The organism is Bacillus sp. 103mf (assembly GCF_900116295.1).
GTDB classification, from domain to species: domain Bacteria; phylum Bacillota; class Bacilli; order Bacillales; family Bacillaceae_G; genus Bacillus_A; species Bacillus_A bruguierae.
In genome coordinates this window covers 36,797-62,250 of sequence record NZ_FPAF01000001.1, presented here as the reverse complement: position 1 = coordinate 62,250, position 25,454 = coordinate 36,797, and the positions used below count along the sequence as shown (strand labels likewise).

27 protein-coding genes are annotated in these 25,454 nt (G+C 35.5%); 23 read left to right on the top strand and 4 right to left on the bottom strand.

Going from position 1 to position 25,454, the window contains the following annotated elements; all coding sequences use genetic code 11:
- Positions 1 to 37: 37 nt before the first annotated feature.
- The gene (locus tag BM350_RS26655; RefSeq protein WP_170857624.1) at positions 38 to 175 is read right to left on the bottom strand and encodes a hypothetical protein; all 138 of its coding nucleotides are present in this window, start codon (positions 173 to 175) and stop codon (positions 38 to 40) included.
- A 279-nt stretch (positions 176 to 454) separates the two neighbouring features.
- On the opposite strand from BM350_RS26655, the gene BM350_RS00370 reads away from it, so the two are divergent.
- From BM350_RS00370 to tlp, 15 genes are all read left to right on the top strand, one after another.
- The gene (locus tag BM350_RS00370; protein ID WP_090913315.1) at positions 455 to 1,516 is read left to right on the top strand and encodes a M4 family metallopeptidase; all 1,062 of its coding nucleotides are present in this window, start codon (positions 455 to 457) and stop codon (positions 1,514 to 1,516) included.
- Positions 1,517 to 1,555: 39 nt separating this feature from the next.
- Positions 1,556 to 1,873 carry a protealysin inhibitor emfourin gene (locus tag BM350_RS00365; RefSeq protein ID WP_090913317.1) on the top strand — a complete coding sequence of 106 codons (318 nt, stop codon included), beginning with the start codon at positions 1,556 to 1,558 and terminating at the stop codon, positions 1,871 to 1,873.
- A 706-nt stretch (positions 1,874 to 2,579) separates the two neighbouring features.
- Positions 2,580 to 3,599: a zinc-binding alcohol dehydrogenase family protein gene (locus BM350_RS00360; RefSeq protein ID WP_090913319.1), complete on the top strand. Its 1,020-nt coding sequence runs from the start codon at positions 2,580 to 2,582 to the stop codon at positions 3,597 to 3,599.
- A gap of 197 nt (positions 3,600 to 3,796) precedes the next feature.
- Entirely contained in the window at positions 3,797 to 4,522 is a 726-nt protein-coding gene (locus tag BM350_RS00355; protein ID WP_090913321.1) for a metallophosphoesterase family protein, read from the top strand.
- 362 nt (positions 4,523 to 4,884) lie between these two features.
- Positions 4,885 to 5,445, top strand: a complete 561-nt coding sequence (locus BM350_RS00345; RefSeq protein WP_090913325.1) for a hypothetical protein — start codon at positions 4,885 to 4,887, stop codon at positions 5,443 to 5,445.
- A 126-nt stretch (positions 5,446 to 5,571) separates the two neighbouring features.
- Positions 5,572 to 5,925 carry an SH3 domain-containing protein gene (locus tag BM350_RS00340; protein WP_090913327.1) on the top strand — a complete coding sequence of 118 codons (354 nt, stop codon included), beginning with the start codon at positions 5,572 to 5,574 and terminating at the stop codon, positions 5,923 to 5,925.
- A 240-nt stretch (positions 5,926 to 6,165) separates the two neighbouring features.
- A complete protein-coding gene (locus BM350_RS00335) occupies positions 6,166 to 6,837 on the top strand; it encodes an HAD family hydrolase (RefSeq protein ID WP_090913329.1) in 672 nt (223 codons plus the stop codon).
- Between the two features lie 85 nt (positions 6,838 to 6,922).
- Positions 6,923 to 7,432 carry a GNAT family N-acetyltransferase gene (locus BM350_RS00330; protein ID WP_139207599.1) on the top strand — a complete coding sequence of 170 codons (510 nt, stop codon included), beginning with the start codon at positions 6,923 to 6,925 and terminating at the stop codon, positions 7,430 to 7,432.
- Between the two features lie 207 nt (positions 7,433 to 7,639).
- Positions 7,640 to 9,013, top strand: a complete 1,374-nt coding sequence (gene murF / locus BM350_RS00325) for a UDP-N-acetylmuramoyl-tripeptide--D-alanyl-D-alanine ligase (RefSeq protein ID WP_090913331.1) — start codon at positions 7,640 to 7,642, stop codon at positions 9,011 to 9,013.
- 147 nt (positions 9,014 to 9,160) lie between these two features.
- Complete coding sequence (locus BM350_RS00320; RefSeq protein WP_170857623.1) at positions 9,161 to 9,589, top strand: YkvA family protein; 429 nt, start codon at positions 9,161 to 9,163, stop codon at positions 9,587 to 9,589.
- Positions 9,590 to 9,917: 328 nt separating this feature from the next.
- Entirely contained in the window at positions 9,918 to 10,493 is a 576-nt protein-coding gene (locus BM350_RS00315; RefSeq protein ID WP_090913333.1) for a peroxiredoxin family protein, read from the top strand.
- Positions 10,494 to 10,786: 293 nt separating this feature from the next.
- Positions 10,787 to 11,668, top strand: coding sequence for a 3'-5' exonuclease (locus tag BM350_RS00310; RefSeq protein WP_090913334.1), 882 nt, complete (start codon positions 10,787 to 10,789; stop codon positions 11,666 to 11,668).
- A 108-nt stretch (positions 11,669 to 11,776) separates the two neighbouring features.
- Positions 11,777 to 11,920 carry an FbpB family small basic protein gene (locus tag BM350_RS00305; protein WP_090913336.1) on the top strand — a complete coding sequence of 48 codons (144 nt, stop codon included), beginning with the start codon at positions 11,777 to 11,779 and terminating at the stop codon, positions 11,918 to 11,920.
- Positions 11,921 to 11,962: 42 nt separating this feature from the next.
- The gene (locus tag BM350_RS00300; protein ID WP_020061953.1) at positions 11,963 to 12,097 is read left to right on the top strand and encodes an acid-soluble spore protein N; all 135 of its coding nucleotides are present in this window, start codon (positions 11,963 to 11,965) and stop codon (positions 12,095 to 12,097) included.
- Between the two features lie 105 nt (positions 12,098 to 12,202).
- Positions 12,203 to 12,430: a small acid-soluble spore protein Tlp gene (tlp, locus tag BM350_RS00295; protein ID WP_090913338.1), complete on the top strand. Its 228-nt coding sequence runs from the start codon at positions 12,203 to 12,205 to the stop codon at positions 12,428 to 12,430.
- Positions 12,431 to 12,447: 17 nt separating this feature from the next.
- Here the strand turns inward: tlp and BM350_RS00290 are convergent, their stop codons facing one another.
- Positions 12,448 to 13,737, bottom strand: a complete 1,290-nt coding sequence (locus BM350_RS00290; protein WP_090913340.1) for a glycoside hydrolase family 18 protein — start codon at positions 13,735 to 13,737, stop codon at positions 12,448 to 12,450.
- 109 nt (positions 13,738 to 13,846) lie between these two features.
- Between BM350_RS00290 and BM350_RS00285 the strand changes: the two genes are divergently transcribed.
- A complete protein-coding gene (locus tag BM350_RS00285) occupies positions 13,847 to 14,266 on the top strand; it encodes an acyl-CoA thioesterase (protein ID WP_090913342.1) in 420 nt (139 codons plus the stop codon).
- A 24-nt stretch (positions 14,267 to 14,290) separates the two neighbouring features.
- On the opposite strand, the gene BM350_RS00280 is transcribed toward BM350_RS00285, so the two are convergent.
- Together BM350_RS00280 and plsY are read right to left on the bottom strand one after the other, a co-directional pair.
- Positions 14,291 to 14,581, bottom strand: a complete 291-nt coding sequence (locus BM350_RS00280; protein ID WP_090913344.1) for a HesB/YadR/YfhF family protein — start codon at positions 14,579 to 14,581, stop codon at positions 14,291 to 14,293.
- A gap of 108 nt (positions 14,582 to 14,689) precedes the next feature.
- On the bottom strand, positions 14,690 to 15,283 hold the full coding sequence (gene plsY / locus BM350_RS00275) for a glycerol-3-phosphate 1-O-acyltransferase PlsY (RefSeq protein ID WP_090913346.1): 594 nt from the start codon (positions 15,281 to 15,283) through the stop codon (positions 14,690 to 14,692).
- Positions 15,284 to 15,547: 264 nt separating this feature from the next.
- Between plsY and BM350_RS00270 the strand changes: the two genes are divergently transcribed.
- The 7 genes from BM350_RS00270 (at position 15,548) to parC (ending at position 25,334) form a co-directional block, all read left to right on the top strand.
- Entirely contained in the window at positions 15,548 to 17,404 is a 1,857-nt protein-coding gene (locus BM350_RS00270) for an anaerobic ribonucleoside triphosphate reductase (RefSeq protein WP_090913701.1), read from the top strand.
- Entirely contained in the window at positions 17,401 to 17,853 is a 453-nt protein-coding gene (gene nrdG / locus BM350_RS00265; protein WP_090913349.1) for an anaerobic ribonucleoside-triphosphate reductase activating protein, read from the top strand. The genes BM350_RS00270 and nrdG overlap by 4 nt, the downstream gene beginning before the upstream one ends.
- 15 nt (positions 17,854 to 17,868) lie before the next feature.
- Positions 17,869 to 18,546 carry a response regulator transcription factor gene (locus BM350_RS00260; RefSeq protein WP_090913351.1) on the top strand — a complete coding sequence of 226 codons (678 nt, stop codon included), beginning with the start codon at positions 17,869 to 17,871 and terminating at the stop codon, positions 18,544 to 18,546.
- Positions 18,547 to 18,723: 177 nt separating this feature from the next.
- On the top strand, positions 18,724 to 19,932 hold the full coding sequence (locus BM350_RS00255) for a S1C family serine protease (protein ID WP_090913353.1): 1,209 nt from the start codon (positions 18,724 to 18,726) through the stop codon (positions 19,930 to 19,932).
- A 72-nt stretch (positions 19,933 to 20,004) separates the two neighbouring features.
- Positions 20,005 to 20,418 carry a CoA-binding protein gene (locus BM350_RS00250; protein WP_090913355.1) on the top strand — a complete coding sequence of 138 codons (414 nt, stop codon included), beginning with the start codon at positions 20,005 to 20,007 and terminating at the stop codon, positions 20,416 to 20,418.
- A 526-nt stretch (positions 20,419 to 20,944) separates the two neighbouring features.
- Positions 20,945 to 22,909: a DNA topoisomerase IV subunit B gene (gene parE / locus BM350_RS00240; RefSeq protein ID WP_090913359.1), complete on the top strand. Its 1,965-nt coding sequence runs from the start codon at positions 20,945 to 20,947 to the stop codon at positions 22,907 to 22,909.
- 1 nt (position 22,910) lies between these two features.
- Positions 22,911 to 25,334 (top strand): DNA topoisomerase IV subunit A, encoded by a 2,424-nt coding sequence (gene parC, locus BM350_RS00235; RefSeq protein ID WP_090913360.1) that lies wholly within the window; start codon positions 22,911 to 22,913, stop codon positions 25,332 to 25,334.
- Positions 25,335 to 25,454: the final 120 nt, after the last annotated feature.

The window sequence follows — 25,454 nt, the reverse complement described above, 5'->3', positions numbered from 1 at the left end:
CAGGTTTATTTCCAAAGAAATGTTATTTTCTCCTATACTAGCATAAATGATTTTCTAACCAATCACTATTGTTAAATAATACTAATTCCCAAACTACTTCCGCTCCTTTCCTTCCTTTTTCTACCACTAACTTTACTGCATATAGTTTAAACTCGTTATCGTATGTTTTTGCCATTATGGACATCTCGTTCTTTTTAGTAAGTTTATCCCGCTACTTTAGGGCAGTAAGACCCCGATTGGGTGGGCTTTCCATCAGTGGGGGATGAAGAAAACCCCCACTGATGGAAGTTTCACTTTATTATGCTAAAAACCTCAGTTTGTCGTGTCCACTTTTTAGACTAGCATTATATATCTACATCCCTAATGAATTCATTCAATAGAATGTTTAAACCTCATGCAATAAGCACAGAATAATTGAGAAGTTATTTATGACTATCATGAAAGGGTGTTAAATTTGCATACAAAACGTTGTTCGCATAAAAATTGCCAATGTTTTATTGTACCTAACTATATTTTGGAGAATTTAGCTCAAAACGAAGTAGAAGCCGCACGAATCAGTTTAGCAAAAAGTCACCACATTCGAAAACGCAGAATCTTGAAGGAATATGATATTAATGGTGTTGTTGCTTTAACTGATGCAGGAGCAGGACCACGAGGTGAATCTGCTCGCCATGTATACGATTGTAAAGGAGGGACAGAACTTCGGGTTAATGAGGTTAGGAAAGAAGGAGACCGATCAGGTGGAGATACTGTGGTTAACCATGCGTATGATTATGCTGGAATTGTGCGTGACTATTTCAAGAATGTGTTCCACCGTAATTCTATTGACGACAACGGTTTGGATCTCATTCTGAACGTTCACTATGGGCATAATTTCCAAAATGCCTATTGGGACGGTGATGAAATGGTGTTTGGTGATGGCGATGGAATTATTTTTACCAGTTTTGCAAATTCACTCGATGTCATTGGGCACGAACTTACACATGGCATTACTCAGTTCACTAACGGGTTAGAGTATGAAGGCCAGTCTGGAGCTTTGAATGAACATATTTCGGATGTATTTGGTATTGCAATTAAACAAGCGTATTTAAAGCAAACAGCACAAGATGCAGACTGGCTAATTGGTGCTGATATAATGGGGCCAACACTAAAAGGACAAGCCCTTCGTTCAATGAAAGCACCTGGTACTGCATTTGACAACAAACTAATGGGTAAGGATATGCAACCTGATCATATGAAAAACTATTATCAAGGAGATCGTGATCACCACGGTGTCCATATTAATAGTGGCATACCAAATAAGGTGTTTTATCTTGTATCCATGGAAATTGGAACAGATAAAGCAGCCTTGATATGGTATACTGCAATTCAAAGCTTATTTGCAACTGCAAATTTCAATCAATTTGTACAAATTGTTATCAAAGCAGCACAAAAACTTGTTGATAGTGGAGAAGTTCCTAAAACAGCAGCCAAATCTGTAGAATCTGCTTTTAAAACTGTTGGACTCCCTTATTAATGGGGTTGTTTATCATGAATTGGAGGCTCAATAATTAACATGTACATCCAATTTAGCTGTATAGGAGGAATTGCTAACTTTGACCTAACCTTTCAGACAGATACGGGTGAATTACCAAAGGAAAAAGCTGAAAAATTACTAGATTTAATTAAGCAATCTAATCTTTTCAACCTCAGATTAAGTGAAGGGGAGATTGCTACTATCCAAGGAGCGGATGCTTTTTCTTACGAGCTTAGGATAGAAGATGGTGAAAAGAAAAAGTCCTTCTCATTTACGGATGTAACAGCTCCACAGGAAGTGCGCCCTTTATTAGATTACTTACGTAATCTTGCTGTTGCAGAAAAAATGAAGGAATAACAAAAATAAATAATATTTAAAGTGCTAGTATATTCTAAAGCGATGACCTTGCTTCACTATATTATTTGAGTACTTTTGTTGTCTAAAAAAGCATACCTCCAGGTATATAGCTATCAAGTTTAGAGAAATGAGTCCGATGCGGAGGCATCGGACTCATTTTTTGTTTTGGGGTTTAATCTGTTTTCTTAGGTTAATGGGTGTGGGTTATAATTACATTTCTAGAAAATTGTACATTTAAGCGCGATTTGGACCCAAATTAACTCTTCTATTGTACGCTAAGAGATATTTGTACAGAAATCTTTACTTATAAATAAAGGATAAAACTTAACAAATTCAACGTTTTCTAGCTATATTCACGTTTATAAAGTGTGTAAATAGCTTAATGTTCAATTAATCGTTGGTTTTTATCTTTTTGAACATGGATATATCCTTTGGAAATACTGTCACGTTAAGGCTTTGCAGTCCTTAGCGTGCAATTCAGCTATGGAATGAGTTGAGGTACAACGGTGGAATAGTTCAGTGATCATAGCTTTACATACGGACATTAAAACTGCTTTTTTATTCCTTATAAAGGTGGCAATATATAGTAATACTAATAGTAACATTAGTGATACTATGTGACATAAATGTGCCTTCTTACATAATTTGATTTTGCAATCTATAATTTAAAGAGAAGCACAATTTTTATTAAGCGGAGGAAATGAATATGAAAGCAGTTGGTTTATTAGAATATTTGCCTATCGAAAATGAGAACAGTCTAATCGATATTGAATTACCACGTCCGACACCGAAGGGAAAAGATTTACTTGTGAAAATCTATGCTATTTCGGTTAATCCTGTTGATGTAAAAGTTCGAGCACCAAAAGATAAGAAAGAAGAAGCGTACAAAATACTCGGATGGGATGCTAGCGGCGTTGTTGTAGAAGTTGGAGAAGAGTGTACTTTGTTTCAACCAGGTGATGAAGTTTTCTATGCAGGAAGTATTATTAGACCAGGTACATATAGTGAGTATCATCTAGTGGATGAGAGAATTGTTGGAGCGAAACCGAAAAATTTGACTCATGCACAATCAGCTGCTATTCCTTTAACTGCGATTACAGCATGGGAAGGTTTGTTTGAACGCTTAGCAATTGAAGTTAATAATAAGGAAAAGAATGAACTAAAAAATATTTTAATCATTGGGGGTGCAGGTGGTGTAGGTTCTATTGCTATACAATTGGCAAAATGGGCTGGTCTTAACGTTATTACAACTGCCTCTCGAAAGGAAACGAGAGAATGGGTGGAAAGTTTTGGCGCCGATTATGTTATTAATCACCATGAATCATTTAAAGAACAATTATCGCAAATTGAAATAGATGAAGTTGATTATATTTTCTGCTTAAACAATACAGATCAACATTGGAACAGCATGGCGGAAGTAATCAAACCACAAGGAAAGATTTGTTCTATTGTAGAAAATGAGAAGCCATTAGAGTTAGGATTATTAAAAAGTAAAAGTGCTACATTTGTTTGGGAATTCATGTTTACAAAATCTATGTACCAGACTGAAGATATGATTAACCAGCATCTTTTGTTAAATCAAGTTAGTGAGTTGTTGGATCAAAAAGTGATTAAGACGACTTTAAACAAGACGTTATCGCCAATTCATGCGGCTAATATTAGAAAAGCGCATGCGATGATTGAAACAGGAAGTACGATTGGAAAGGTCGTATTAGAAACATTTTAAAAGTATATATGTGAATTTGAAGTAGAGTCACAATGTTTAATAGCAAGAGCCGATCCTAAAAATATGTAGTGTCGGCTTTTTTCGATTAATGTGCAATAATAGTGTGAATATTCATTTTATATAAATTAAGGGCGAAATTCTTTTCATATTTATGATGAAATAAAAGTGAAACTATAAATTCTGAAGGGGTAATTGGTATGAAAATTGCTATAATGGCTGACATTCATGGAAATAAAGATGCCTTACAAGCTGTACTAACAGATATTAATAACCGAGGGATTCAATCTATTTATAATTTAGGGGATAGCTTATATGGTCCTTTATTTCCACTGGAAACCTATGATCTTTTAATGAACCAAAATATTCAAAGTATTAAAGGGAATTGCGATCGAATTTTATTAGAGCCTAATACGTCTAATTTAACGGTTCAATATGTACAGAATTTATTAGAGGATGAGCATAAAACGTGGATTTCTAATTTACCTAATTTCTTACAAACAGATGATTTTTATTTTTGTCATGGAACACCGACAAGTGATGAAATATATTTGTTAGAGGAAATGAACTCTAGTGGATCAGTACTTAAAAAGACAGAAGATATTATGAAATTAGTAAGTGGTATTCCACAAAGGCTTATTTTTTGTGCGCATACACATATACCAAGAGTCATTTATCTTCCAAATGATAAAATAATTATTAATCCAGGAAGTGTTGGGCTACCAGCTTATGAAGATGAATTACCAATCTATCATAAAATGGAATCAGGTTCACCATTTGCTAATTATACAATTGTTACAAAACAAGAAAATGATTGGATGATAGAGCAATTACATATTCCTTATAATCGAGATGGAGCAATTAACAAAAGTGAAATAAACGGTCGCTTAGATTGGGCTAGAGCAGTGAAAACAGGAAGAATTTAAACTTTTATAAACTGAGAAGTATGATGATAATAACCTTTAGCCATAATTACGACTAAAGATTTGTTTAGTATAAAAAATGAAACAAATATAAAATTACAAGGAGACAATTTTATGGGAAATAATAAAAATGTAATACTCGCTTTGATTGTTTTTGCTTTAGGTTTAGCATTTTTTGTTGGTGGCATGGTTCATTCATTATGGGGATTATTTTGAATACTTAAATGCTTACATTGTCGGTTTGAAACAAAGATGCATCGTTTTAAAGAAAGTCGTATCGTTTATAAAAAAGATGAACTGAAATAACTTATCTGAGTGGCGAAGGGATTTCAGTTCATCTTTTTTATATCAAAGGAGGGAATCGTATGTATATTTTGATTGGGATTGGAATTTTAATTGTCGTTCTTATCTTTTTATTAGCAGAAAAAATTACTCCAAATTCAGCGATGACGGTAAGTTTTCAAGGGAAACAATTTAAAAAGTTTCTTTTAGGATTAACAGCAATTGGTGTTCTTTGTACTGCTTACGGTATATATCATAAAATGACATATAAACTTCCCTATATGGATATTACGGTAAGTAATGATAAATATACTGTCTTTGGAAACATTGGGGAGTTAGGTTATTATTCCGATGAATTGATTAAAAAAGGAAAAGAAACGCACATGTATATAACACTTTGGGAAGAGATTCGTCAAACGGATGCTCGAATGATTATCGCTTATCCATCTGGAAAAGTGGAAGTTTGGGAGCCGCAAATGTCTTTGCTTACGGATACAATGAAACAAAATGTGAATAAGCAGTTTAAAATTAAAGAAATTTATGAGATGTCTTCTTACACGTTTAAAGAATCGGGAAATGTAAAAGTAACCTTAAAAAATGGAGTGGATACAATTGGGAGCATGTTAGTGAAAGTGCAAGAATGATTTTTGAAGTGTGTACATTTTGCTTTTTATACAAAAGGATTCACTAGACTTTTTGTCGAATTTACAGGGAATAGGTGAATTTATAGGATTACTAATAAAGTGTAGATAAGAAAGAAGGGATTCGTAGTGAATTATGTAGTTATAAAAAGTCATAGGACGAATTATCCGAATCCTATTAGCTTAGTTCAGGGACAGTCATTTATTATTGGGGAAAAATATAAAGGGCCGGAGCATTGGGATAATTGGTACTTTTGTACAACAGTAGATAAAAACAGTTCAGGTTGGGTTCCAGCGCAACTTATCCAATGGAAAGGAACAGAAGGTATTGCGAAGGAAGATTATACTGCAAAAGAGTTGAATGTTGATGAAGGTGAACAGCTAGTGGGGTTAAAAGAACTTAACGGATGGATTTGGTGTCAAAGAGTTCTTATTCTTGAAGAAGGATGGGTACCAAAAGAAAATGTGAAGCTTACCATATAAATATATTTTAATTTTCCGACATATAAGTCGCTGCTATGTAGAATACAGCATGACCTGCACTTGCTTGCTCCCTTTGTTTAAACCTCGCATGTGGAAGGAAAAGGCCCTGGCCGCTTCTATGCACGACCAGATGCTCTCGTCCTCTCCTAAAAAGAAAGGGGTTTTTCTGTTTGTATTTATATAGTAGGAAAGTATATAACTTCAAATAAACGCAAAAATTTTGATAGAAGGGGAAAATATATGATTAAAGCTATTATTTTCGATTTAGATGGAACGCTATTAGACAGAGATCATTCTCTTAAACTCTTTATTAGAGACCAATATAAAAGGTATATCAATGAATTTAAGCATATACCCGAAGAGCAATATGTAACTAGGTTCATTGAATTAGATAATAAGGGTTATGTTTGGAAGGATAAAGTATATGAGCAATTGCTTAGAGAATATGCTATTTCCAATTTAACTTGGGGGCAATTATTAGAGGATTATATAAACAACTTTCAACATCACTGTACACCTTTTCCTCATATGGAATACGTTTTACAAGAGCTTAAAAATAGCGGGCTATTATTAGGCATGATTACAAATGGATTTACTGAATTTCAATTACTGAATATTCGTGCTCTTGGGATTGAGAAGTATATGGATACTATATTAGTGTCCGAGCAAGAGGGGATAAAAAAGCCAGAAGCTGAAATCTTCTTAAGAGCTTTAGAAAGATTAGGTGTTAGTCCTGAAGAAAGTGTATACATAGGCGATCATCCAGAGAATGATGTAATAGGAGCTAGGAATGTGGGGATGCATGCAATATGGAAGAAGGATACATTTTGGGGACAGCCTTTTATGGATGAACATGTTATTGAGGATTTAGAAGAATTGTTGGATGTAGTGAATATAGTTCAAAAAGTTTAAGTGCAGAAGAGGTTGCTAAATTCATTCAAGAAAAGTTTCAATTATAAATTAGTATTGCTAATGTACTACATACAAGGGGTGTTTTATGTTGTATATAAGAGAGGCAACAGAAAGTGATGCAGCGGAAATTTTATGTATTCGAAAGAGCATTATTTCTCAAAATGAGTTTTTTATTCCTACAAACGAAGAATTTCATGTTGATGTTGAAACGCAGAGAGAGAAAACAATTACAAATAGTCAGCAGGGCGGTGTAACATTTGTTGCAGAAGACGGTGAACGGATTGTTGGGTTTTTAGTGTTTACAAGAAACTCAATGAAGCGCTTAAATCATACTGGCTTATTTGGAATGGGGATTTTAGAAGACTATCGTAATCAAGGTGTAGGAACAAAATTGCTTTTACAATTAATAGACTGGTCAAAAACACAAGAAGGCATAGAAAAAATTTGTTTAGGTGTTTTCTCAACAAACGAAAGAGCGATAAAAGTATATGAAAAAATCGGTTTTAAAGAAGAAGGTCGGGAGAGAGGACAGATTAAATTTGAGGATGGACGGTATGCAGATAATGTTCTGATGGCATTGCATATACAGCAATAACTCAAAGATATAATTTTGAAATATATGATTTTATGTATTATTTACGATTCAGACAGCTATGATTCTAAAGTTTGTTGTTTCATTAAAAAATATTTCAGACTGAGCATCTTTAATCTAATTAGATTTCTTTATTCTTATTTGTTTAATTTAATGAAATAAATGAGTAGACGAGATAGTAGGAATAATTATAAATGGAGAGTGACTATTTTGATTCAAAGAAGATTGCTCGAAATAGAACAAATGGTAATCGGAGAAGGTTTACAGACGAAGTATCATAGTCATCTTATTGCAGGTGTTTCTATTAATTCAAAAGTGATAAGCCCTGGCAATTTATTTATCCCAATTGTTAGGTTAAAGAACGGTCATGATTATGTGGAAGAGGCTATACAGCAAGGTGCTGTTGCTTCTCTGTGGGAGAAATCTCAGCCAAACCCGCCTAAAGGTATTCCATTAATTTTTGTAGATGATACGTTGATAGCTTTGCAACACTTAGCACGTTCTTACAGAAATCAACTGTCTGTCAATGTAATTGGTGTTACAGGAAGTAACGGAAAGACAACAACAAAAGATTTAATTAACTCTGTACTCAGCACAACTTACAAGGTTCATAAAACAAAAGGAAATTTGAATAGTCAAATTGGTTTACCGTTAACAATCCTAGAGATTGAAGAGGATTGCGAAATAGCAGTATTAGAAATGGGGATGAGTGAACACGGGCAAATTCAACGTTTATCAGAAATTGCTGAGCCAAATGTAGCTGTCATCACAATGATTGGACAATCGCACATATTAACATTGGGTTCAAGGGAAGCAATAGCAGATGCAAAGCTAGAAATAGTAATGAACTTAAAGGAACAAAGTTTACTTATTTACAATGGGGATGAACCTCTCTTAAATGAAAAAGTTCAAACATTGCCTAACACTAATCAAATTAAATGTATCAAATTTGGTGAATCTTCTTTAAATGATGCATATCCTGTGTCCATTAAAGAACATTCAGAAGGGATCGATTTTACATTAAACGATGAATCAACTTATTTTATACCTCTCCATGGAAAACATAATGTTTACAACGCTATAATTGCTATAAAAGTTGGTCAACACTTCAATTTAAATCAACAGAGAATGAAGCAAGGATTAAAACAAGTAGAAATAACAGAAATGCGATTTGAAATGTTAAAAGCAAAATCAGGAATTACGATTATTAATGATGCGTGGAATGCTAGTCCTTCTTCCGTTAAAGCAGCAATCGAAACATTTGAACAACTCGTAGGATACAAACAGAAAATTATTGTGTTAGGCGACATGTTGGAGTTAGGGCAAGAAGAAGAAAAGTATCACCGGAACATTGGTCAAATATTAAATCCAAATATAATAGATTACATTTTCACAATTGGAGAACGTGCCAAAATGATTGCACAAGAAGCAAAACTTAAATATAAAAAAGGTAAAGTGAAAGCATTTCTTACAAAAGACGAAGCTATTATAGAAATTCTGTCTGTATGTAATCCAGGTGATGTAGTCTTGGTAAAAGGTTCGAGAGGAATGGCATTAGAAGAAGTAGTCCAAAAATTAATATAACCATACAAGGTAATCATTTAACTCCACTGGCACAAGTTAGGAGAACAAAAAGTGTTTTCACATAAGGAAACACTTTTTCAGTCTACAACAATTTTTTAATAGTTTAATATTGAATATAAAATTACAAGAAAATGAAGGGGATCTGTTTTGAGTCAAAATAAACGGATACAAACGGAAAAAGGTTTATCAATTATACAGAAAATAAAAAAATGGGCTAGGGATTTAAAGAAACAACTTCTTGTGCTGTATTTAGCATATCGAGATGAAAGGGTCCCTTGGTATGCTAAGTTATTTACAATGCTTGTTGTTACTTATGCTTTCAGTCCTATTGACCTAATTCCAGATTTCATTCCAATCTTAGGGTATCTTGACGATCTTATTCTTGTTCCTTTAGGTGTTTACTTGGCGTTAAAGCTTATCCCTAAAGAAGTATTAGAGGATTGTAAAAGGGAAATGGAAAAGAAATTGCTTATAAATAAACCTAAGAATTGGATAACAGCATTTTTTATCATTTGTATTTGGCTAATTGTTTTTATATGGATTGGAAAACTTGCTTTATCATATATGAGTCATTAACGGGTTATGTTCACTTTAAAAATGGTGGGAATTAAAAATACCATTTAATGTGTAATTCCGTGTATGAAAGATGTCATTCATTAATGTGTATGACATTGTTTTAGAAATAAGTATTCGTATGTACTGAAAAGTGGTATTTGATTGAGCTGAACTAGAAAACATCTATTTTCTCTTATTGTGAGGGGTGTATGTAATCTTAATTTTTTCTATTATATACTTTCTTTTCTATAGAGAATATTTCCATCTTTCTCCGTATAAGCTAAAATAAAGTAAAACTTTCATTTTTGAGAATCTAGGAGACAAAGATAAAACATAAGGAATGGTGTATATGTGGCGGAAAATAGCAATTGTTGTTGTGTTATTAGGTTTAGCTGGTTATGCAATATATGAGCAGTTTGGGAAAGAGAAAGTAGAAGTAGCAGATAATCAAAAGCAAAGTACAGAGGATGAAAAAGAAGTAATTGCGCAAAATGGCATTGAAATTGGAAAAATAGCACCTGATTTTGAATTGTCCAAGCTTGACGGTACTAAGGTAAAGCTCTCTGATTTAAAGGGTAAGAAGGTTATTGTGAACTTTTGGGCAACATGGTGCGGTCCATGTCAGCAAGAAATGCCAGATATGCAGGAGTTTTATAGTAAATATCAGAAGGATGTAGAAATATTAGCGGTAAATTATACAGTGTCAGAGGGAACTGAAGGGAAAGAGAAGGTTCGAAAATTTGCAGAAGCGAAAGGGATTACCTTCCCGGTTCTTCTTGATACAGATATAAAGGTAACAACTACTTATAAAGTTATTACAATTCCAACGTCATATTTTGTTGATACAAAAGGTGTTATCCAGGATAAATTTATTGGACCGATGACGGTGAAGGAAATGGAGAAAAGAGTTGCGAATTTAAAGTAAAAGATGAGAGTAGGAATGGGATGTGTACCATTCCTATTTTCTATTTAAAAGCTATATATAAGGGAGTTAAAAAATGACATAAAAGCTCCTTTCTTTTTAGATGGGCGAGAGCATCTGGCTGTGTATAGAAGCGGTCAGGGCCTTTTTCTACCACACGCAAGGTTTAAAACAAAAGGAGTAAGTCAGTAGCGGTCATATTGTATTCTGCATAGCAGCGACTTAGATGGAGAAAAATATATAATTGAGTTTCTTATATTAAGTTATAATATAAATAAAAAGCTGAGGAGAAGGTTATGGAAACATTTACAGGAGATTATGTTGTAATTGATTTTGAAACAACTGGGTTCAATCCTTATCAAGATAGCATTATTCAAATGGCTGCGATTCGATATCGAAATCATATATGTACAGATCAATTTGTTTCGTATGTGAACCCAGAGAAAATGATTCCAAGTCGCATTACGATGTTGACGGGGATTCGAAATTTTGATGTTGCAGCTGCGCCGACAATTGATATTGTATTACCAGAGTTCGTTTCATTTCTTAGAGAAGACACAATTATTGCTCATAATGCTTCTTTTGATATGAGATTTTTAAAGAGTAATATGGAACGATTAAGACTTGGTACACCGAAAAATGTCGTGCTTGATACACTTAGTTTAGCAAAACGATATATAAAACATACACCAAACCATAAATTGGAAACTCTCAAGCGATTGTTACAAATTGAGGTAGCCTCTCATAATGCATTAGATGACTGTTTCACTTGTGCAGCTGTATATCAAAAGTGTGTAGAGATAAAGGTTGGAGAAGAAAAAAAGAAAGGTATAACAAAGGAAGAAGAAAGAGCATATGAGATTGTAAAAGAAATATTGGAAAAGCATAATAAAGATACAACAGCCATTCGTTCCGCCAGTGTTGGGAATTATTTGGACATTAAAGCAATGCATTCATTTGTAAGAATTAAGCTAAAGGGCAGAAAAAAATATGTATTAACAAATAAAGGACAAGATGAAATAGCAACATTGTATCCGAACGTTATATGTGAAGCTGCTACGAAAAGTGAATGGGGTCTTACAAGAATGAGGATTGATGGACCTGAAGATATAGTTGCTTTTGAAGGTATGATTCTTGAAGCGTATGAGGAAGTAAATCAAATATTGCAGCATTCTTAAAGTGAAGTTAGTTGAATTGTATGTCCGGAAAATAAAATTTTCTCACAAATCTGATTAGAGTGTTTTTTTGCTGTTCATACTAGTAATACGAAAGAGAGGGTGAACAGTATGAGAAGAACTCGGCGAAAATCGTTTGAAGAGCTTGTGAAAGAAAATAAACGGCAACTACTTAATGATCGGGATGCGATTGAACGGATTGAAGAAAAATTAGAAAAACGATATGAAATACGTATTTTTAAACAGGCTGAATAATTCTTGCAACTAGAATGATACTAGTTGTAAGGAGGCGATATGATGGGTAATCCAAAGAAAAAACCACAAGATTTTGCACCAAATCAGATTGGGATGCAATCAAGAACAGCAGGCGGTAATAAAGGAAAGCAAATGCAAGATAAATCAGGGAAACAACCGATTGTTGATAACGGTTAGAAAGAGGGAGAATGGAATCATTCTCCTTCTTTTTTTACATACATAATTACATGCGTTTTTTACAAACTAATGTCGTATGTATTTTTAATAAAGGAGGAAGACAGGATGCCCGAACAATATAAAGCAAATCCGGATGATCGTAGTGATAACGTTGAGAAATTGCAAGAGGCGGTATATAACACAATTGAAAATATGAACGAAGCAAGGGAAGCTGCGGAGTTTTCAAATGAGAAAGACCGTGCTGCAATTGAAGCGAAAAATGAGCGCCGTATGGAAAGTATCGAAGGAATGCGAAAAGAGATTAAAGAGGAAGCTGCATATCGCAATCAGTAAGAGAAGGCTGACAATTGTCAGCCTTTTTTTGTAATAGAAAAGTTTTCAGTAAGGAGACGCCAATTTTGCGGGAAAGGTAAGCCGATTTTCCAATAACTGATACCGCGAATTCCTTGTTCCTTTATTAAATTAAACTTACTTTGAACAGACCTAGCATCTTCAAACCATACTTCATGTTTTACTCCATTTGCATCGTAATAATTGAAATGAGGAGCTTGAGAAGTGAAATCGTATTGAATTGGGACATTGTGTTTTCGGGCAAGCGCAACGGCAGCAATAGAACTAACTGCTTTTGCAGGAGGATTCCCTTGTTTAAACGGAACAATCCAATCAAATCCGTATAAGTTTTGCCCCATCATAATTTTCCGCGGCGGCATTTGTGATTTTGCATATTGAATGACTTGTTTTACAGGACCAATTGGAGATACTGCAAGAGGCGGTCCACCTTGCCATCCCCAGTCGTATGTCATAATGACAACGAAATCAACAATTTCACCTTGTGCTTTATAATCATGAGCTGCAGCTGGACCTTTTTGAGTTGAACTTGTTTTTGGAACGACAGTTGTACTAAGTGTATATCCTTTTGGTAGACGTGTTTTTACTTTGCGTAAAAATTGATTATATGCTTCGCGGTCTGCCGGTGCAAAGTTCTCGAAATCGAAGTGGACATCACGCATTCCGTATTTTTGAGCGGTTTGTAAAATGTTTGTAATAAACGTATTTTGAATGGTTTCATTGCGTAAAATAATGCTTGCTAATTCAGAGCTAAAACTTCCATTTTCAAGATTTGTAATAACAAGCATTGGAATCGTCTGCCCTTGTTTTGCAATTGAGACGATTTCAGATGTTTGGGTAGGTTCTTTCAGTGTTCCATCACGTTTTGCTTCAAAGCTAAAGTAGGCCAAATAGGTTAAATATGAATTGATCGCTTTGGTGGAAGCAATTAAGCTTTCTTTAATTGGAATTGTAGATGGTTGTAAATAGGCAATGGATTCAATAATTTTTTTTGTTCCTTTTGGTACATATAGTTGCTGTCCGACTTGGAGTGCGGATTTTAATGATAAATGATTTACTTTTGCTAGGCTGGCAAGAGGTACGTTGTAGGTTAAGGCTATTTTATATAAGCTATCGCCAGGTTGTACATAGTAGGTATTTCCCTGTGTATTCACAATTAATGCTTGCCCGACGACGAGTGTTTCAGCTGGATTTAACCCATTGTCTTTCACAATTGTTTCAGCTGTTGTTCCGTACTGCTTAGCTAATTTATACACGTTATCGCCGCTTCGTACAGTTATGATTTGTAGCATATGCTCACTCCTTTAAGGAAAAAGATCCGCCGCTTCTATTTTATTTTCAGATTCTCTGTATTATGATTAAAGGTGTAGAAAGAAATGCAAGCGAGAAGGAGTTAAAATGATGTTTATAGCAGAACAGGAGATTGAGATCCGTTATGCAGAGACAGATCAAATGGGTGTCGTGTACCACGCAAATTATTTAGTATGGTTAGAACTTGGCCGTACGAAATTAATTCAAGATTTAGGGTTTTCGTATGTTGAAATGGAGAATGATGGGATTATATCTCCTGTACTTGATTTGCAAATTACATACCGAAAAGCAATGCGTTACGGAGAAAAGGCTATTGTGAAAACATGGGTGGAGTCTGTGAGCCCACTACGTGTTGTATATGGCTATGAAATTTATAATGGAAACGGTGAGCGTTGTATTACAGCATTTACAACAAATATTTGTGCCAAAAAAGAGGGCTTTCGTCCGGTGTCATTTAAAAAATTGTACCCAGAATGGTATGAGGCATACGAGAAAATTAAAAAGCAATAAAAAACGTGGCGTAGGCCACGTTTTTTATTTTACATAATGAAATTGCGGGAACTCGTCATCAGCGTTAAATGTAACAGACAAATCATGCCCATCAAAGAACCATTCATCATCGCCTTCAATAAAGAAAGTAATACCATCTTCTTGAAATTGTACAACAGGAGTAGCTGGATCATCTTTACGAATTCCTAATGAAAGACCTTTTTGAACAGTACTACATCCACCATATTGTACGAAAAAGCGAAGAGTATCGCCTGTTTGTAAACCAAGCTCGTTTTTATACCAGTTTAGTGCTTCTTTTGATACTGAAATGTTCATTTAGTATTCCTCCAACATAATCGCTTTTTCTTTTAGTATAAAAAATAACGCAAAAAGACGCCATTTATATGCTTTGCGTTTCCTTTTTGCGTTATGTGGGTCACAATCTTATTTTTGTTTTTTTGTTAATTTTGCTTTTGGTTCTGTTTTATTTATAATTCGTCCAATATTTGCACGGTGTCTATAAATAACCATACCAGCTAATAAACACATGGCAACAATGAAGATTTTATCCCCGTTTATAATTGATGCAATAACAGCGGCGATAGCTGTTATCATAGAAGAAAGTGAAACGTATCTCGTTGTAAATAGTAGGGTGAAAAAGACCACAGCTAATATTAAAAAGGTAAGTGGTGCGTAGCATAATAGTACACCAGCAGAAGTAGCAACTGCTTTTCCGCCGCGGAACTTCGCGAAGATTGGGTATACATGCCCTAGTACCGCAGCTAATCCAAACCATAAGGGATGGATATTTAATCCGAAAATGATCGGTAGCGCTGTAGCCAATGTCCCTTTTAAAATATCAGCAATTGTAACAATAAAACCTGCTTTTTTCCCTAGCGTACGAAATGTATTCGTTCCTCCTAAATTTCCGCTGCCGTGTTCCCGAATATCGATTCCATAACCAATTTTTCCAACAACAAGTGCAGATGGAATCGAGCCAAGTAAATAGGCAACGATAAATAAAAGATATGTAAGCATAAGTTCAGTCTCCTTTATTCAAATGTGTTGATAAAGGGTAAAAAGAGTTTTTCCCGTATATTGTACCACACATTTGTAAAGATCACATTTATTTTTTGTAAGATGAAATTTCGATTTGGAAATATGAGAAAAAAGATTCAATAGATCTTAAAAAAACTTTCACAAGAATGTTACATTTATCACAGATTTACTCTTACTATATGTTGTATCATTTTGATGGTAAATGAACTAGATGTTGTTGGGGGTTAAGGAATGAATCAAGAAATGAAAAAAAACAGTGAATATGATGAGAATCTAAAGGGGATTTTTGCGAAAATTGTTCATGCAAATGAACAAGATTTAATGCAAGAAAATGCGAATGTTGATGGTCGATCTCCAATGGGAATGATGGGGAAATTTGCTTCTGAGAGTGCAAGATATTATGCGATAGAACAATTGCTTTCTGAGCCAGTGAAACAAGCAATTGATCAAAATATTTTATATCCACATGATTTAGACTTTTATGCAACGGGTACAACAACTTGTTCGCAAATTCCGTTAGCGCAGATGCTTCAAAACGGGTTTCATACAGGTCATGGACATATGCGACAGCCGCAAGATATTAAAAGTGCTTTGGCGCTTTCTTCAATTATTTTTCAAGCAAATCAAAATATGCAGCATGGCGGACAATCATTTGCGCTGTTTGACGTGGATTTGGCGCCATATGTGAGAAAAACGTTTGAACGGCATAAAAAGCGTTTAGCAACATATCCATTAACTGCTGAGCAAATGGAAGAGTTTGCGTGGAAAGAAACAGAAAACGATACGTATCAAGCATGTGAGGCGTTTATTCATAATTCGAATAGCATGCATAGCAGAGGTGGGGGGCAAGTTCCGTTTATTTCAATTAATTACGGAACAGATACATCAAAAGAAGGAAGATTACTAATTAAACAATTATTAAGAGCGACTCAAGCTGGATTAGGAAAAGGAGAAACACCAATTTTTCCGATTCAAATTTTTAAGTTAAAAAAGGGAGTCAATTTTGAAGAGAAAGATCCAAATTATGACTTGTTTCAATTGGCAGTAGAAACGACAGCGAAACGATTGTTCCCTAATTTTTCATTTTTAGATGCACCATTTAATGCGGCATATTATGATGGGCGTCCTCAAAGCGAAGTGTGTTACATGGGGTGTCGTACGCGTGTAATGTCTAATATTCATGGGGAAGAAACTGCGATTGGAAGAGGGAATTTATCATTTACATCTATTAACTTAGTGAAATTAGCATGTATTAGTGGATCAAAAGAAGCTTTTTTTGAAGCTTTAAATTATTATGTTGATTTAGGTATTTGTCAATTATTGGAAAGACTTTCCTATCAATCAACGAAAAAATCAAGAGATTTTCAATTTTTATATTCCCAAGGAGTATGGCGCGGCGGTGAAAAACTGCAATCGGAAGATACTGTTGCTGAAATTTTAAAACAAGGTACATTAAGTATAGGTTTTATTGGCCTTGCGGAATGTTTAGTTGCTTTAACAGGAAAACATCATGGAGAAGACGTAGAATCATGGAAGCTTGGTTATGAAATTATCGAATATATGAGAAAGAAAATGGATCAAGCAACAGAGGAACATCAATTGAATTTCTCATTAATTGCAACTCCGGCAGAAGGATTATCTGGGAAATTTGTCAAAAAAGATCGAGCTGAATTTGGAACAGTTACAGGTGTAACAGATCATAATTATTATACAAATTCATTCCATATTCCTGTTTATTATCCTATTCAAGCAATTGATAAAATTCGTTTAGAAGGACCGTTTCACGCGCTTTGTAATGGTGGTCATATTACGTATATTGAATTGGACGGAGCGGCTATTCATAATCAAAAAGCATTACAGCAAATTGTGAAGGCAATGGCCCAGTATGGCGTAGGATATGGATCTATTAATCACCCGGTTGATCGCTGTAAATGTTGCGGTTATCACGGGATAATTAGTAATGAATGTCCAAGCTGTGGGAATGAAAATGAATATGATTTTGAAAGAATTCGCCGCATTACAGGATACCTTGTAGGAGATATGTCAAAGTGGAACAGTGCGAAGCGTAGTGAAGAAAAGGAACGGGTGAAACATTCATGAGAGTAATGAACATCATTCATGATAGTGTGGTAGATGGAGAAGGATTGCGGACAGTCGTATTTTTTGCAGGCTGTCCGCATCGTTGTTTTGGCTGTCATAATCCACAGTCTTGGAATATTGGTAATGGAACTGAGATGACAAAAGAGGAAATAATAAAAGAGATTGAAAAAAATCCCCTTACAGATGTAACATTTTCAGGTGGGGATCCCTTTTTTCAAGCCAGTGAAATAAAAGAGTTAGCAAAAAACGTGAAAGATTTACAAAAAAATTTATGGATTTACACAGGTTATACGTTTGAAGAGATACAGAATTCACAAAATAATGATATGATAGAGTTGTTGCACTATGCTGATGTGCTAGTAGATGGAAGGTTTGAGCTAGAGATGCGAGATCTCACCCTGCCGTTTCGTGGGAGCTCGAATCAACGTATTATTCGATTGAAAGAGTAAAAGGACGGGATAGGATTGAATAAAACAGTTTTACTTGTTGAAGATGAAAGAAGATTACGAGAAATTGTTTGTGATTATTTTCGTAATGAAGGCTTTGAAGTGATCGAAGCGGAAGATGGCAAGCAAGCATTAGAACTGTTTGCAGACCACACTGTGGATTTAATTATATTAGATATAATGCTACCAGAAATTGACGGTTGGTCTGTATGTAGACGTGTAAGAAAAGAATCAGCTGTACCAATCATTATGCTGACAGCTCGTTCAGATGAAGATGATACTTTACTTGGTTTTGAATTAGGAGCAGATGAATATGTAACAAAACCGTTTAGTCCGAAGATTTTAGTTGCTCGTGCCAAGACATTGCTAAAACGTGCAGACGGTGCAGTAGGCCAAGCGGAAGAAAACATGCTCTCGCTTGCTGGTATCGATGTGAATCGTTTGTCGCGTACGGTAACGGTAGATGGAGAAGAAGTAATATTAACACATAAAGAATTTGAGCTACTTGTTTATTTGATGGAGAATAAAGGAATTGTATTATCTCGCCAGCATTTATTAGATCAACTTTGGGGATATGATTATTTCGGAGATGATCGTACAGTAGACACACATATTAAAAAACTTCGTAATAAGTTAGGCGATAAGGCAACACATATTAGTACAGTTATCCGTGTAGGATATAAATTCGAAGAGTAAAATATCGGTTCCCATGTAAGCAACTTTATATTCATTGCATGTACAATTTTTTGTATATGTGTCTACAATGAATATGGTAGTATTTTTTTGTTTGGATTTCACGATGAGTTCACAGAAAGGACACACATCGTGTTTATACTAAAAATACGATTTCAGCAGAGAGGGGATAAGGAAATTATGGGATACTATGATCAAACAGAAACGAATGAAACTCGTACGGAAATTGGAAAATCACGCAGTAAAAAAGGATATTTTTTCACAGGGGTTGTTGGTGCTGTGATCGGTGCTGTTACAATCAGCGTTGCAGCTCCATATATGCCTTGGACAAATAACAGTGTCGTTTCACAATCTAAAATAGAGGGAACAGCGGTTCCAGTTGTGAATAAAACAAAAGGTGAAACGGACCTTCCTGGTATGATTGAAGGAGCAAAAGAAGTAGTTGTCGGTGTAATTAACTTTCAAAAAAGTGTAGATCCATTTTCTGCTGATCCACAAGGGCAAGAATCTGAGGCTGGATCAGGATCAGGTGTGATTTATAAAAAAGTTGGAAATAAAGCACTGATTGTAACGAATAACCATGTTGTAGATGGTGCGAATAAATTAGAAGTAAAGTTAAGCAATGGAACAAAGGTTGAAGCGAAGTTAGTAGGGAAAGATCCATGGTTAGATCTAGCTGTCGTTGAGATTGATGGAAAAAATATTAATAAAGTTGCAACTTTAGGAAATTCAGATAAAATCCGTGCGGGAGAATCTGCAATTGCGATTGGTAATCCGCTTGGCTTCGATGGAAGTGTAACAGAAGGGATTATCAGTAGTAAAGACCGTGAAATTCCAGTTGATATTAACGGGGACAAACGTCCTGATTGGCAAGCGCAAGTAATTCAAACGGATGCAGCGATTAACCCAGGGAATAGCGGCGGTGCACTATTTAATCAAAATGGTGAAGTAATCGGTATTAACTCTAGTAAAATTGCACAGCAAGAAGTAGAAGGAATTGGCTTTGCAATTCCAATCAATGTGGCAAAACCAGTTATTGATTCCCTTGAAAAATTTGGTGAAGTAAAACGACCTGTAATGGGTGTTGGAGTAAGGGGTCTTGAGGAAATTCCAAGCTATGCATTAAGTCAATTAAAATTACCGAAAGATGTAACAGGTGGGGTTCTGTTAGCACAGGTTGATCCAGCATCACCAGCAGAAAAAGCAGGATTGCAAAAATATGATATTGTTGTTGGCTTTGATGATCAAAAAATAGAAAATGCAGTACAATTCCGTAAATACTTATATGAGAAGAAAAAAGTTGGCGATAAAATCGAAGTAACAGCGTACCGAAATGGTGAGAAAATAAAGAAAACAGTTACATTAGCTGATAATGCTAATAAGAATTAATAAAGAAAGTCTCTTTCATGTTGAAAGAGACTTTCTTTATCGGCTATACTAAATGAACAGGAGGGATTACATATGACAATTGAAAATCCAACTCGTACGGAAATTAGAGAGATTTTAAAAAATAGTAAGACGATTGCAGTTGTCGGATTATCCGATAATCCAGAACGTACTTCTTATATGGTGTCAAAAGCGATGCAAGATGCAGGATACCGGATTATTCCTGTTAACCCAACGGTAGATACTGTATTGGGAGAAAAGGCGGTTAAATCGCTAACGGAAATAAAAGAACGTGTTGATATCGTCAATGTATTTCGTCGTTCTGAATTTTTAATGGATGTTGCAAAAGAGTTTGTGCAGATTGAAGCGCGCACATTTTGGGCACAATTAGATTTACAAGACGAAGAAACATATTATTTTTTGAAAGAAAAAGGCTATACTGTCATTATGGATCGCTGCATTAAAGTTGAACATGCAATGACAAGATAAAGTGAAACTTTAATCAGTGGGGGGGCTTTATCCCCCGCTGATTATTAGTTGAACCAATCGGGCTTTTACGGGCAGTTTATCTCCCACCTAACTTTTTTTGCTTTCGCTGAATCTTGAGGTGGGAGTATTACTGCCCACGAATAGCGGGATAAGGTTTATTTGTGAAGTGTATTGAATTCCTATTCATAATAATAGGGAAAAGCAGATGAACGAGGTGTTCATCATGAAGTTTTTTAAAGGTTGTTTGTGGGGATTGCTGCTTGTCACTCCATTTTGGATAATTATCATTTTGTTGATTATAAAATGGTGGAGTATGTAGTTATTTTGGAATACATATCCATGTTTCGTTGACAAACGATTACTTTTCTGAAATAGTAGCGTAGAGGAATCCTTGTGACAAACAAGGATTTTTCTTATGAAAATAGTATATAAAAGACATAACGTGACTTGCCAAAAGTAAGGGAAAGGCGTTATTCTATAATAAAGAACATATGTTCTGATTTTTAGATAGGAAGGGGCAAGGAGTTTGGCTAAGCGTCAGTTTCAATATGATGAAGATGCAATTCAAGTGCTAGAGGGGCTTGAAGCCGTTCGGAAACGCCCGGGTATGTATATCGGGAGTACGGATAGCCGTGGATTACATCATTTAGTATATGAGATCGTAGATAATTCCGTTGATGAAGCATTAGCGGGATTTGGCGATGAAATTAAAGTGATCATACATAAAGATAATAGTATAAGTGTAGTAGATAAAGGGCGCGGTATGCCGACAGGAATGCATAAGCTTGGAAAACCAACACCAGAAGTTATTTTAACTGTACTTCATGCTGGGGGTAAATTTGGGCAAGGCGGTTATAAAACGAGCGGTGGCTTGCACGGTGTTGGTGCCTCAGTTGTAAATGCACTGTCTGAATGGCTTATTGTTACAATTAAACGAGATGGCTACGTATATGAACAACGCTTTGAAAATGGAGGTGTTCCAGTTACAACGCTTGAGAAAATTGGAAAAGCGAAAGATACCGGAACAACAATTCATTTTAAACCAGATCGAACAATTTTTAGCACAACGAATTATAACTATGAAACGTTATGTGAAAGATTACGTGAATCAGCATTTTTATTAAAAGGTATGAAAATTGTACTTCAGGACAAACGTAACGATTTGGAAGATGTTTTTCATTATGAAACGGGAATAGAAGCGTTTGTTTCATATTTAAATGAAGAGAAAGACTCTTTACACCCAGTTGTATATTTTACTGGAGAGCAAAACGGAATAGAAGCAGAATTAGCTTTTCAATTTAATGATGGGTATTCTGAAAACATTCTTTCCTTTGTGAATAATGTGCGTACGAAAGATGGCGGTACGCACGAAGCCGGGTTTAAAACAGCGATGACTCGTGTCTTTAACGAATATGCACGTAAAGTTTCTTTGTTAAAAGAAAAAGATAAAAATTTAGAAGGAACAGATATTCGTGAAGGATTAGCTGCAATTGTTTCTATTCGTGTTCCAGAAGAATTGCTTCAATTTGAAGGGCAAACGAAAGGAAAACTTGGAACAAGTGAAGGCCGTTCAGCAGTTGATGCTGTTGTATCAGAGCACTTAGCGTATTTTTTAGAAGAAAATCCAGATGTGGCAACGCTTCTTGTGAAAAAAGCAATCAAAGCAGCGCAAGCACGCGAGGCAGCACGAAAGGCGCGTGAAGAAGCACGAAGCGGTAAGAAGAAAAAACGTTCAGAAGGCACATTAAGTGGTAAGCTGACACCAGCACAATCACGTAATCCGCAAAAGAACGAGCTATATTTAGTAGAGGGCGATTCTGCAGGTGGTTCTGCAAAGCAAGGTCGTGATCGTCGTTTCCAAGCTGTTCTGCCACTTCGCGGTAAAGTAATTAATACAGAGAAAGCAAAACTAGCGGATATTTTCAAAAATGAAGAGATTAACACGATTATTTATGCGATTGGCGGCGGTGTTGGATCAGAATTTTCAGTTGAAGATATCAATTATGACAAAATTGTTATTATGACCGATGCTGATACAGATGGAGCACACATTCAAGTGCTGCTATTAACATTCTTCTATCGTTATATGAAACCACTTATTGAAGCTGGGAAAGTATTCATTGCACTTCCTCCTTTATATAAAGTAAGTAAAGGAACAGGAAAGAAAGAAGTCATTGAATATGCTTGGTCAGATGAAGAGTTAGATGGCGTTATAAAGAAGGTTGGTAAAGGTTATACAATTCAGCGTTATAAAGGTCTTGGTGAAATGAATGCAGATCAATTATGGGAAACAACGATGAATCCAGAGACGCGCACATTAATCCGCGTGAAAATTGATGATGCTGCGAGAGCGGAACGCCGCGTGACAACATTGATGGGGGATAAAGTAGAGCCCCGCCGCAAATGGATTGAACGCAATGTTCAGTTTGGTATGCAAGAAGAAGGTAATATTCTAGAAAATGAAATGATTATGGCAACGGAGGTGGAATAACATGCAGGCAGAGAAGTTTCATGACCTCCCGCTTGAAGATGTGCTCGGCGACCGCTTTGCACGTTATAGCAAATATATTATTCAAGATCGTGCGCTTCCAGATGCGCGCGACGGTTTAAAACCAGTACAACGCCGTATTTTATATTCCATGTATGTGGAAGGAAACGTGCACGATAAACCATTTCGTAAATCTGCAAAAACAGTTGGTAACGTAATTGGTAATTATCATCCTCACGGTGATTCTTCCGTGTATGAAGCAATGGTACGTTTAAGCCAAGATTGGAAAGTACGAAACGTATTAGTTGAAATGCATGGAAATAATGGTAGTGTCGACGGTGATCCGGCAGCAGCAATGCGTTATACAGAGGCTCGTTTATCACCGATTGCTTCTGAGTTATTGCGTGATATTGATAAAGAAACAGTGGAATTTGTTTCAAACTTTGATGATACAAGTGAAGAGCCAGTTGTATTACCAGCTATGTTTCCCAACCTTTTAGTGAACGGATCTACGGGAATTTCAGCTGGTTATGCAACTGAAATTCCACCGCATCATCTTGGAGAAGTTATTGATGCGACGATGCTGCGCATTGATAAACCAAACTGTAATGTTGATGATTTATTAACAGTCATCAAAGGGCCAGATTTTCCAACAGGCGGAATTATTCAAGGCCTTGATGGTATTAAGAAGGCGTATGAAACAGGAAAAGGAAAAATCATCATTCGCGGAAAAGCAGAAGTGGAAACAATTCGCGGTGGAAAACAGCAAATTGTTATTACAGAAATTCCTTATGAAGTAAATAAAGCGAATCTTGTCAAGAAGATGGATGAACTTCGTTTAGATAAGAAATTGGATGGAATTGCTGAAGTACGTGATGAAACAGATCGTACAGGTCTTCGAATTGTCATTGAATTGAAAAAAGATGCAAATGCAGAAGGTATTTTAAATTATTTATATAAAAATACAGAACTACAAATACCATACAATTTCAATATGGTAGCGATTTATACTCGCCGTCCAACCTTGATGACACTTCCTAAAATTTTAGATTCTTATATTGGACATCAGAAGGAAGTCGTAACACGACGCTCACAGTACGAATTAAGAAAAGCAGAGACACGTCAACACGTTGTTGAAGGTTTAATGAAAGCTCTCTCTATTTTAGATGAAGTCATTGCGACAATTCGTGCTTCAAAAGATAAGCGTGATGCGAAAGATAACTTAATTGCAAAATTCTCATTTACAGAAGTACAAGCAGAAGCAATTGTGTCGCTTCAATTGTACCGTTTAACAAATACAGATATTACAGCTCTGGAAAAAGAAGCTGATGAATTACAGAAAAAAATTACAGAATTGCAAGCCATTCTACAAAGTGAGAAGAAGCTTCTTCAGGTCATTAAAACAGATTTGAAGAGGGTTAAGAAAACGTATAGTAACGATCGCCGTTCTGTTATTGAAGAAGAAATTGAAGAGATTAAAATTGACGTTGAAGTCATGATTCCACAAGAAGATGTGATTGTGACAGTAACGAAGGAAGGGTATGTAAAGCGCACAAGTTGGCGTTCTCATAATGCTTCCAATGGAAAAGATTTTGGTATGAAAGAAGGCGATTTATTATTAGATCGCTTTGATACGAATACGACGGAAACAATTCTCTTATTTACAAACAAAGGGAATTATATTTATCTTCCAGTTTACGAAATGCCAGATATTCGTTGGAAAGACTTAGGACAGCACGTTGCGAATATTGTCTCGCTTGACCGTGATGAAACGCTCGTCTTTGCAACTGTTGTTCCAAATTTTGAGGAAGAGAAGCGATTTATTACGTTTGTCACTAGAAATGGCATGATTAAGAAAACAGAATTGAATCAATATAAAGTGCAGCGTTATTCACGTGCATTTGTTGCGGTTAATGTAAAGAAAGATGATGAAGTCGTCGATGTTTTTGTTACAGATGGAACGCAAGATATTCTTCTTGCTACGTACGGTGCATATGCACTTGTTTTCAATGAAGAAGAAGTGAGTCCAGTTGGTGTACGGGCAGCTGGTGTAAAAGGAATGAATGTGAAAGAAGATGACTATGTTGTATGCAGTCTTCCTATAAATCATGAGAAAGATCAGCTCGTTCTTGTTACACAACGAGGCGCAGTAAAACGATTAAAAGCAGCAGAAATTGAAAAATCGACAAGAGCAAAACGAGGTCTTGTTATCTTTAAAGAATTGAAAAAGAATCCATATCGCATTGTCGGTGTGGAAGTCGTTCGAGATGATGAAATAGTTTGTATGCGGACAGAAAAACAAATGATAGAAGAAATTAATCCGCAAACACTTCGGAATAAAGATCGTTATAGTAACGGAAGTTTATTAATAGATGTAAGCGATGTTGGTCTTGTTGTGGAAACGTGGCCGCAGAAAAAAGAACAATAAGAAAACGCCCGATTCATTTGAGTCGGGCGTTTTTGTCTAAATTTGTCTGAGGAATAGTAGTTGTATAAATAAGACACTTCCATTATCATTTAACTAAATATTTTAAATGTTCAGAAAAAA

Bases quoted from the DNA above. Each gene is read 5' to 3' on its own strand.
- BM350_RS26655 (WP_170857624.1), bottom strand. From the start codon at position 175: ATGGCAAAAACATACGATAACGAGTTTAAACTATATGCAGTAAAGTTA.
- BM350_RS00365 (WP_090913317.1), top strand. From the start codon at position 1,556: ATGTACATCCAATTTAGCTGTATAGGAGGAATTGCTAACTTTGACCTA.
- BM350_RS00360 (WP_090913319.1), top strand. From the start codon at position 2,580: ATGAAAGCAGTTGGTTTATTAGAATATTTGCCTATCGAAAATGAGAAC.
- BM350_RS00355 (WP_090913321.1), top strand. From the start codon at position 3,797: ATGAAAATTGCTATAATGGCTGACATTCATGGAAATAAAGATGCCTTA.
- BM350_RS00345 (WP_090913325.1), top strand. From the start codon at position 4,885: ATGTATATTTTGATTGGGATTGGAATTTTAATTGTCGTTCTTATCTTT.
- BM350_RS00335 (WP_090913329.1), top strand. From the start codon at position 6,166: ATGATTAAAGCTATTATTTTCGATTTAGATGGAACGCTATTAGACAGA.
- BM350_RS00330 (WP_139207599.1), top strand. From the start codon at position 6,923: ATGTTGTATATAAGAGAGGCAACAGAAAGTGATGCAGCGGAAATTTTA.
- BM350_RS00315 (WP_090913333.1), top strand. From the start codon at position 9,918: ATGTGGCGGAAAATAGCAATTGTTGTTGTGTTATTAGGTTTAGCTGGT.
- BM350_RS00310 (WP_090913334.1), top strand. From the start codon at position 10,787: ATGGAAACATTTACAGGAGATTATGTTGTAATTGATTTTGAAACAACT.
- BM350_RS00305 (WP_090913336.1), top strand. From the start codon at position 11,777: ATGAGAAGAACTCGGCGAAAATCGTTTGAAGAGCTTGTGAAAGAAAAT.
- BM350_RS00300 (WP_020061953.1), top strand. From the start codon at position 11,963: ATGGGTAATCCAAAGAAAAAACCACAAGATTTTGCACCAAATCAGATT.
- tlp (WP_090913338.1), top strand. From the start codon at position 12,203: ATGCCCGAACAATATAAAGCAAATCCGGATGATCGTAGTGATAACGTT.
- BM350_RS00290 (WP_090913340.1), bottom strand. From the start codon at position 13,737: ATGCTACAAATCATAACTGTACGAAGCGGCGATAACGTGTATAAATTA.
- BM350_RS00285 (WP_090913342.1), top strand. From the start codon at position 13,847: ATGTTTATAGCAGAACAGGAGATTGAGATCCGTTATGCAGAGACAGAT.
- BM350_RS00280 (WP_090913344.1), bottom strand. From the start codon at position 14,581: ATGAACATTTCAGTATCAAAAGAAGCACTAAACTGGTATAAAAACGAG.
- plsY (WP_090913346.1), bottom strand. From the start codon at position 15,283: ATGCTTACATATCTTTTATTTATCGTTGCCTATTTACTTGGCTCGATT.
- BM350_RS00270 (WP_090913701.1), top strand. From the start codon at position 15,548: ATGAAAAAAAACAGTGAATATGATGAGAATCTAAAGGGGATTTTTGCG.
- nrdG (WP_090913349.1), top strand. From the start codon at position 17,401: ATGAGAGTAATGAACATCATTCATGATAGTGTGGTAGATGGAGAAGGA.
- BM350_RS00255 (WP_090913353.1), top strand. From the start codon at position 18,724: ATGGGATACTATGATCAAACAGAAACGAATGAAACTCGTACGGAAATT.
- BM350_RS00250 (WP_090913355.1), top strand. From the start codon at position 20,005: ATGACAATTGAAAATCCAACTCGTACGGAAATTAGAGAGATTTTAAAA.
- parC (WP_090913360.1), top strand. From the start codon at position 22,911: ATGCAGGCAGAGAAGTTTCATGACCTCCCGCTTGAAGATGTGCTCGGC.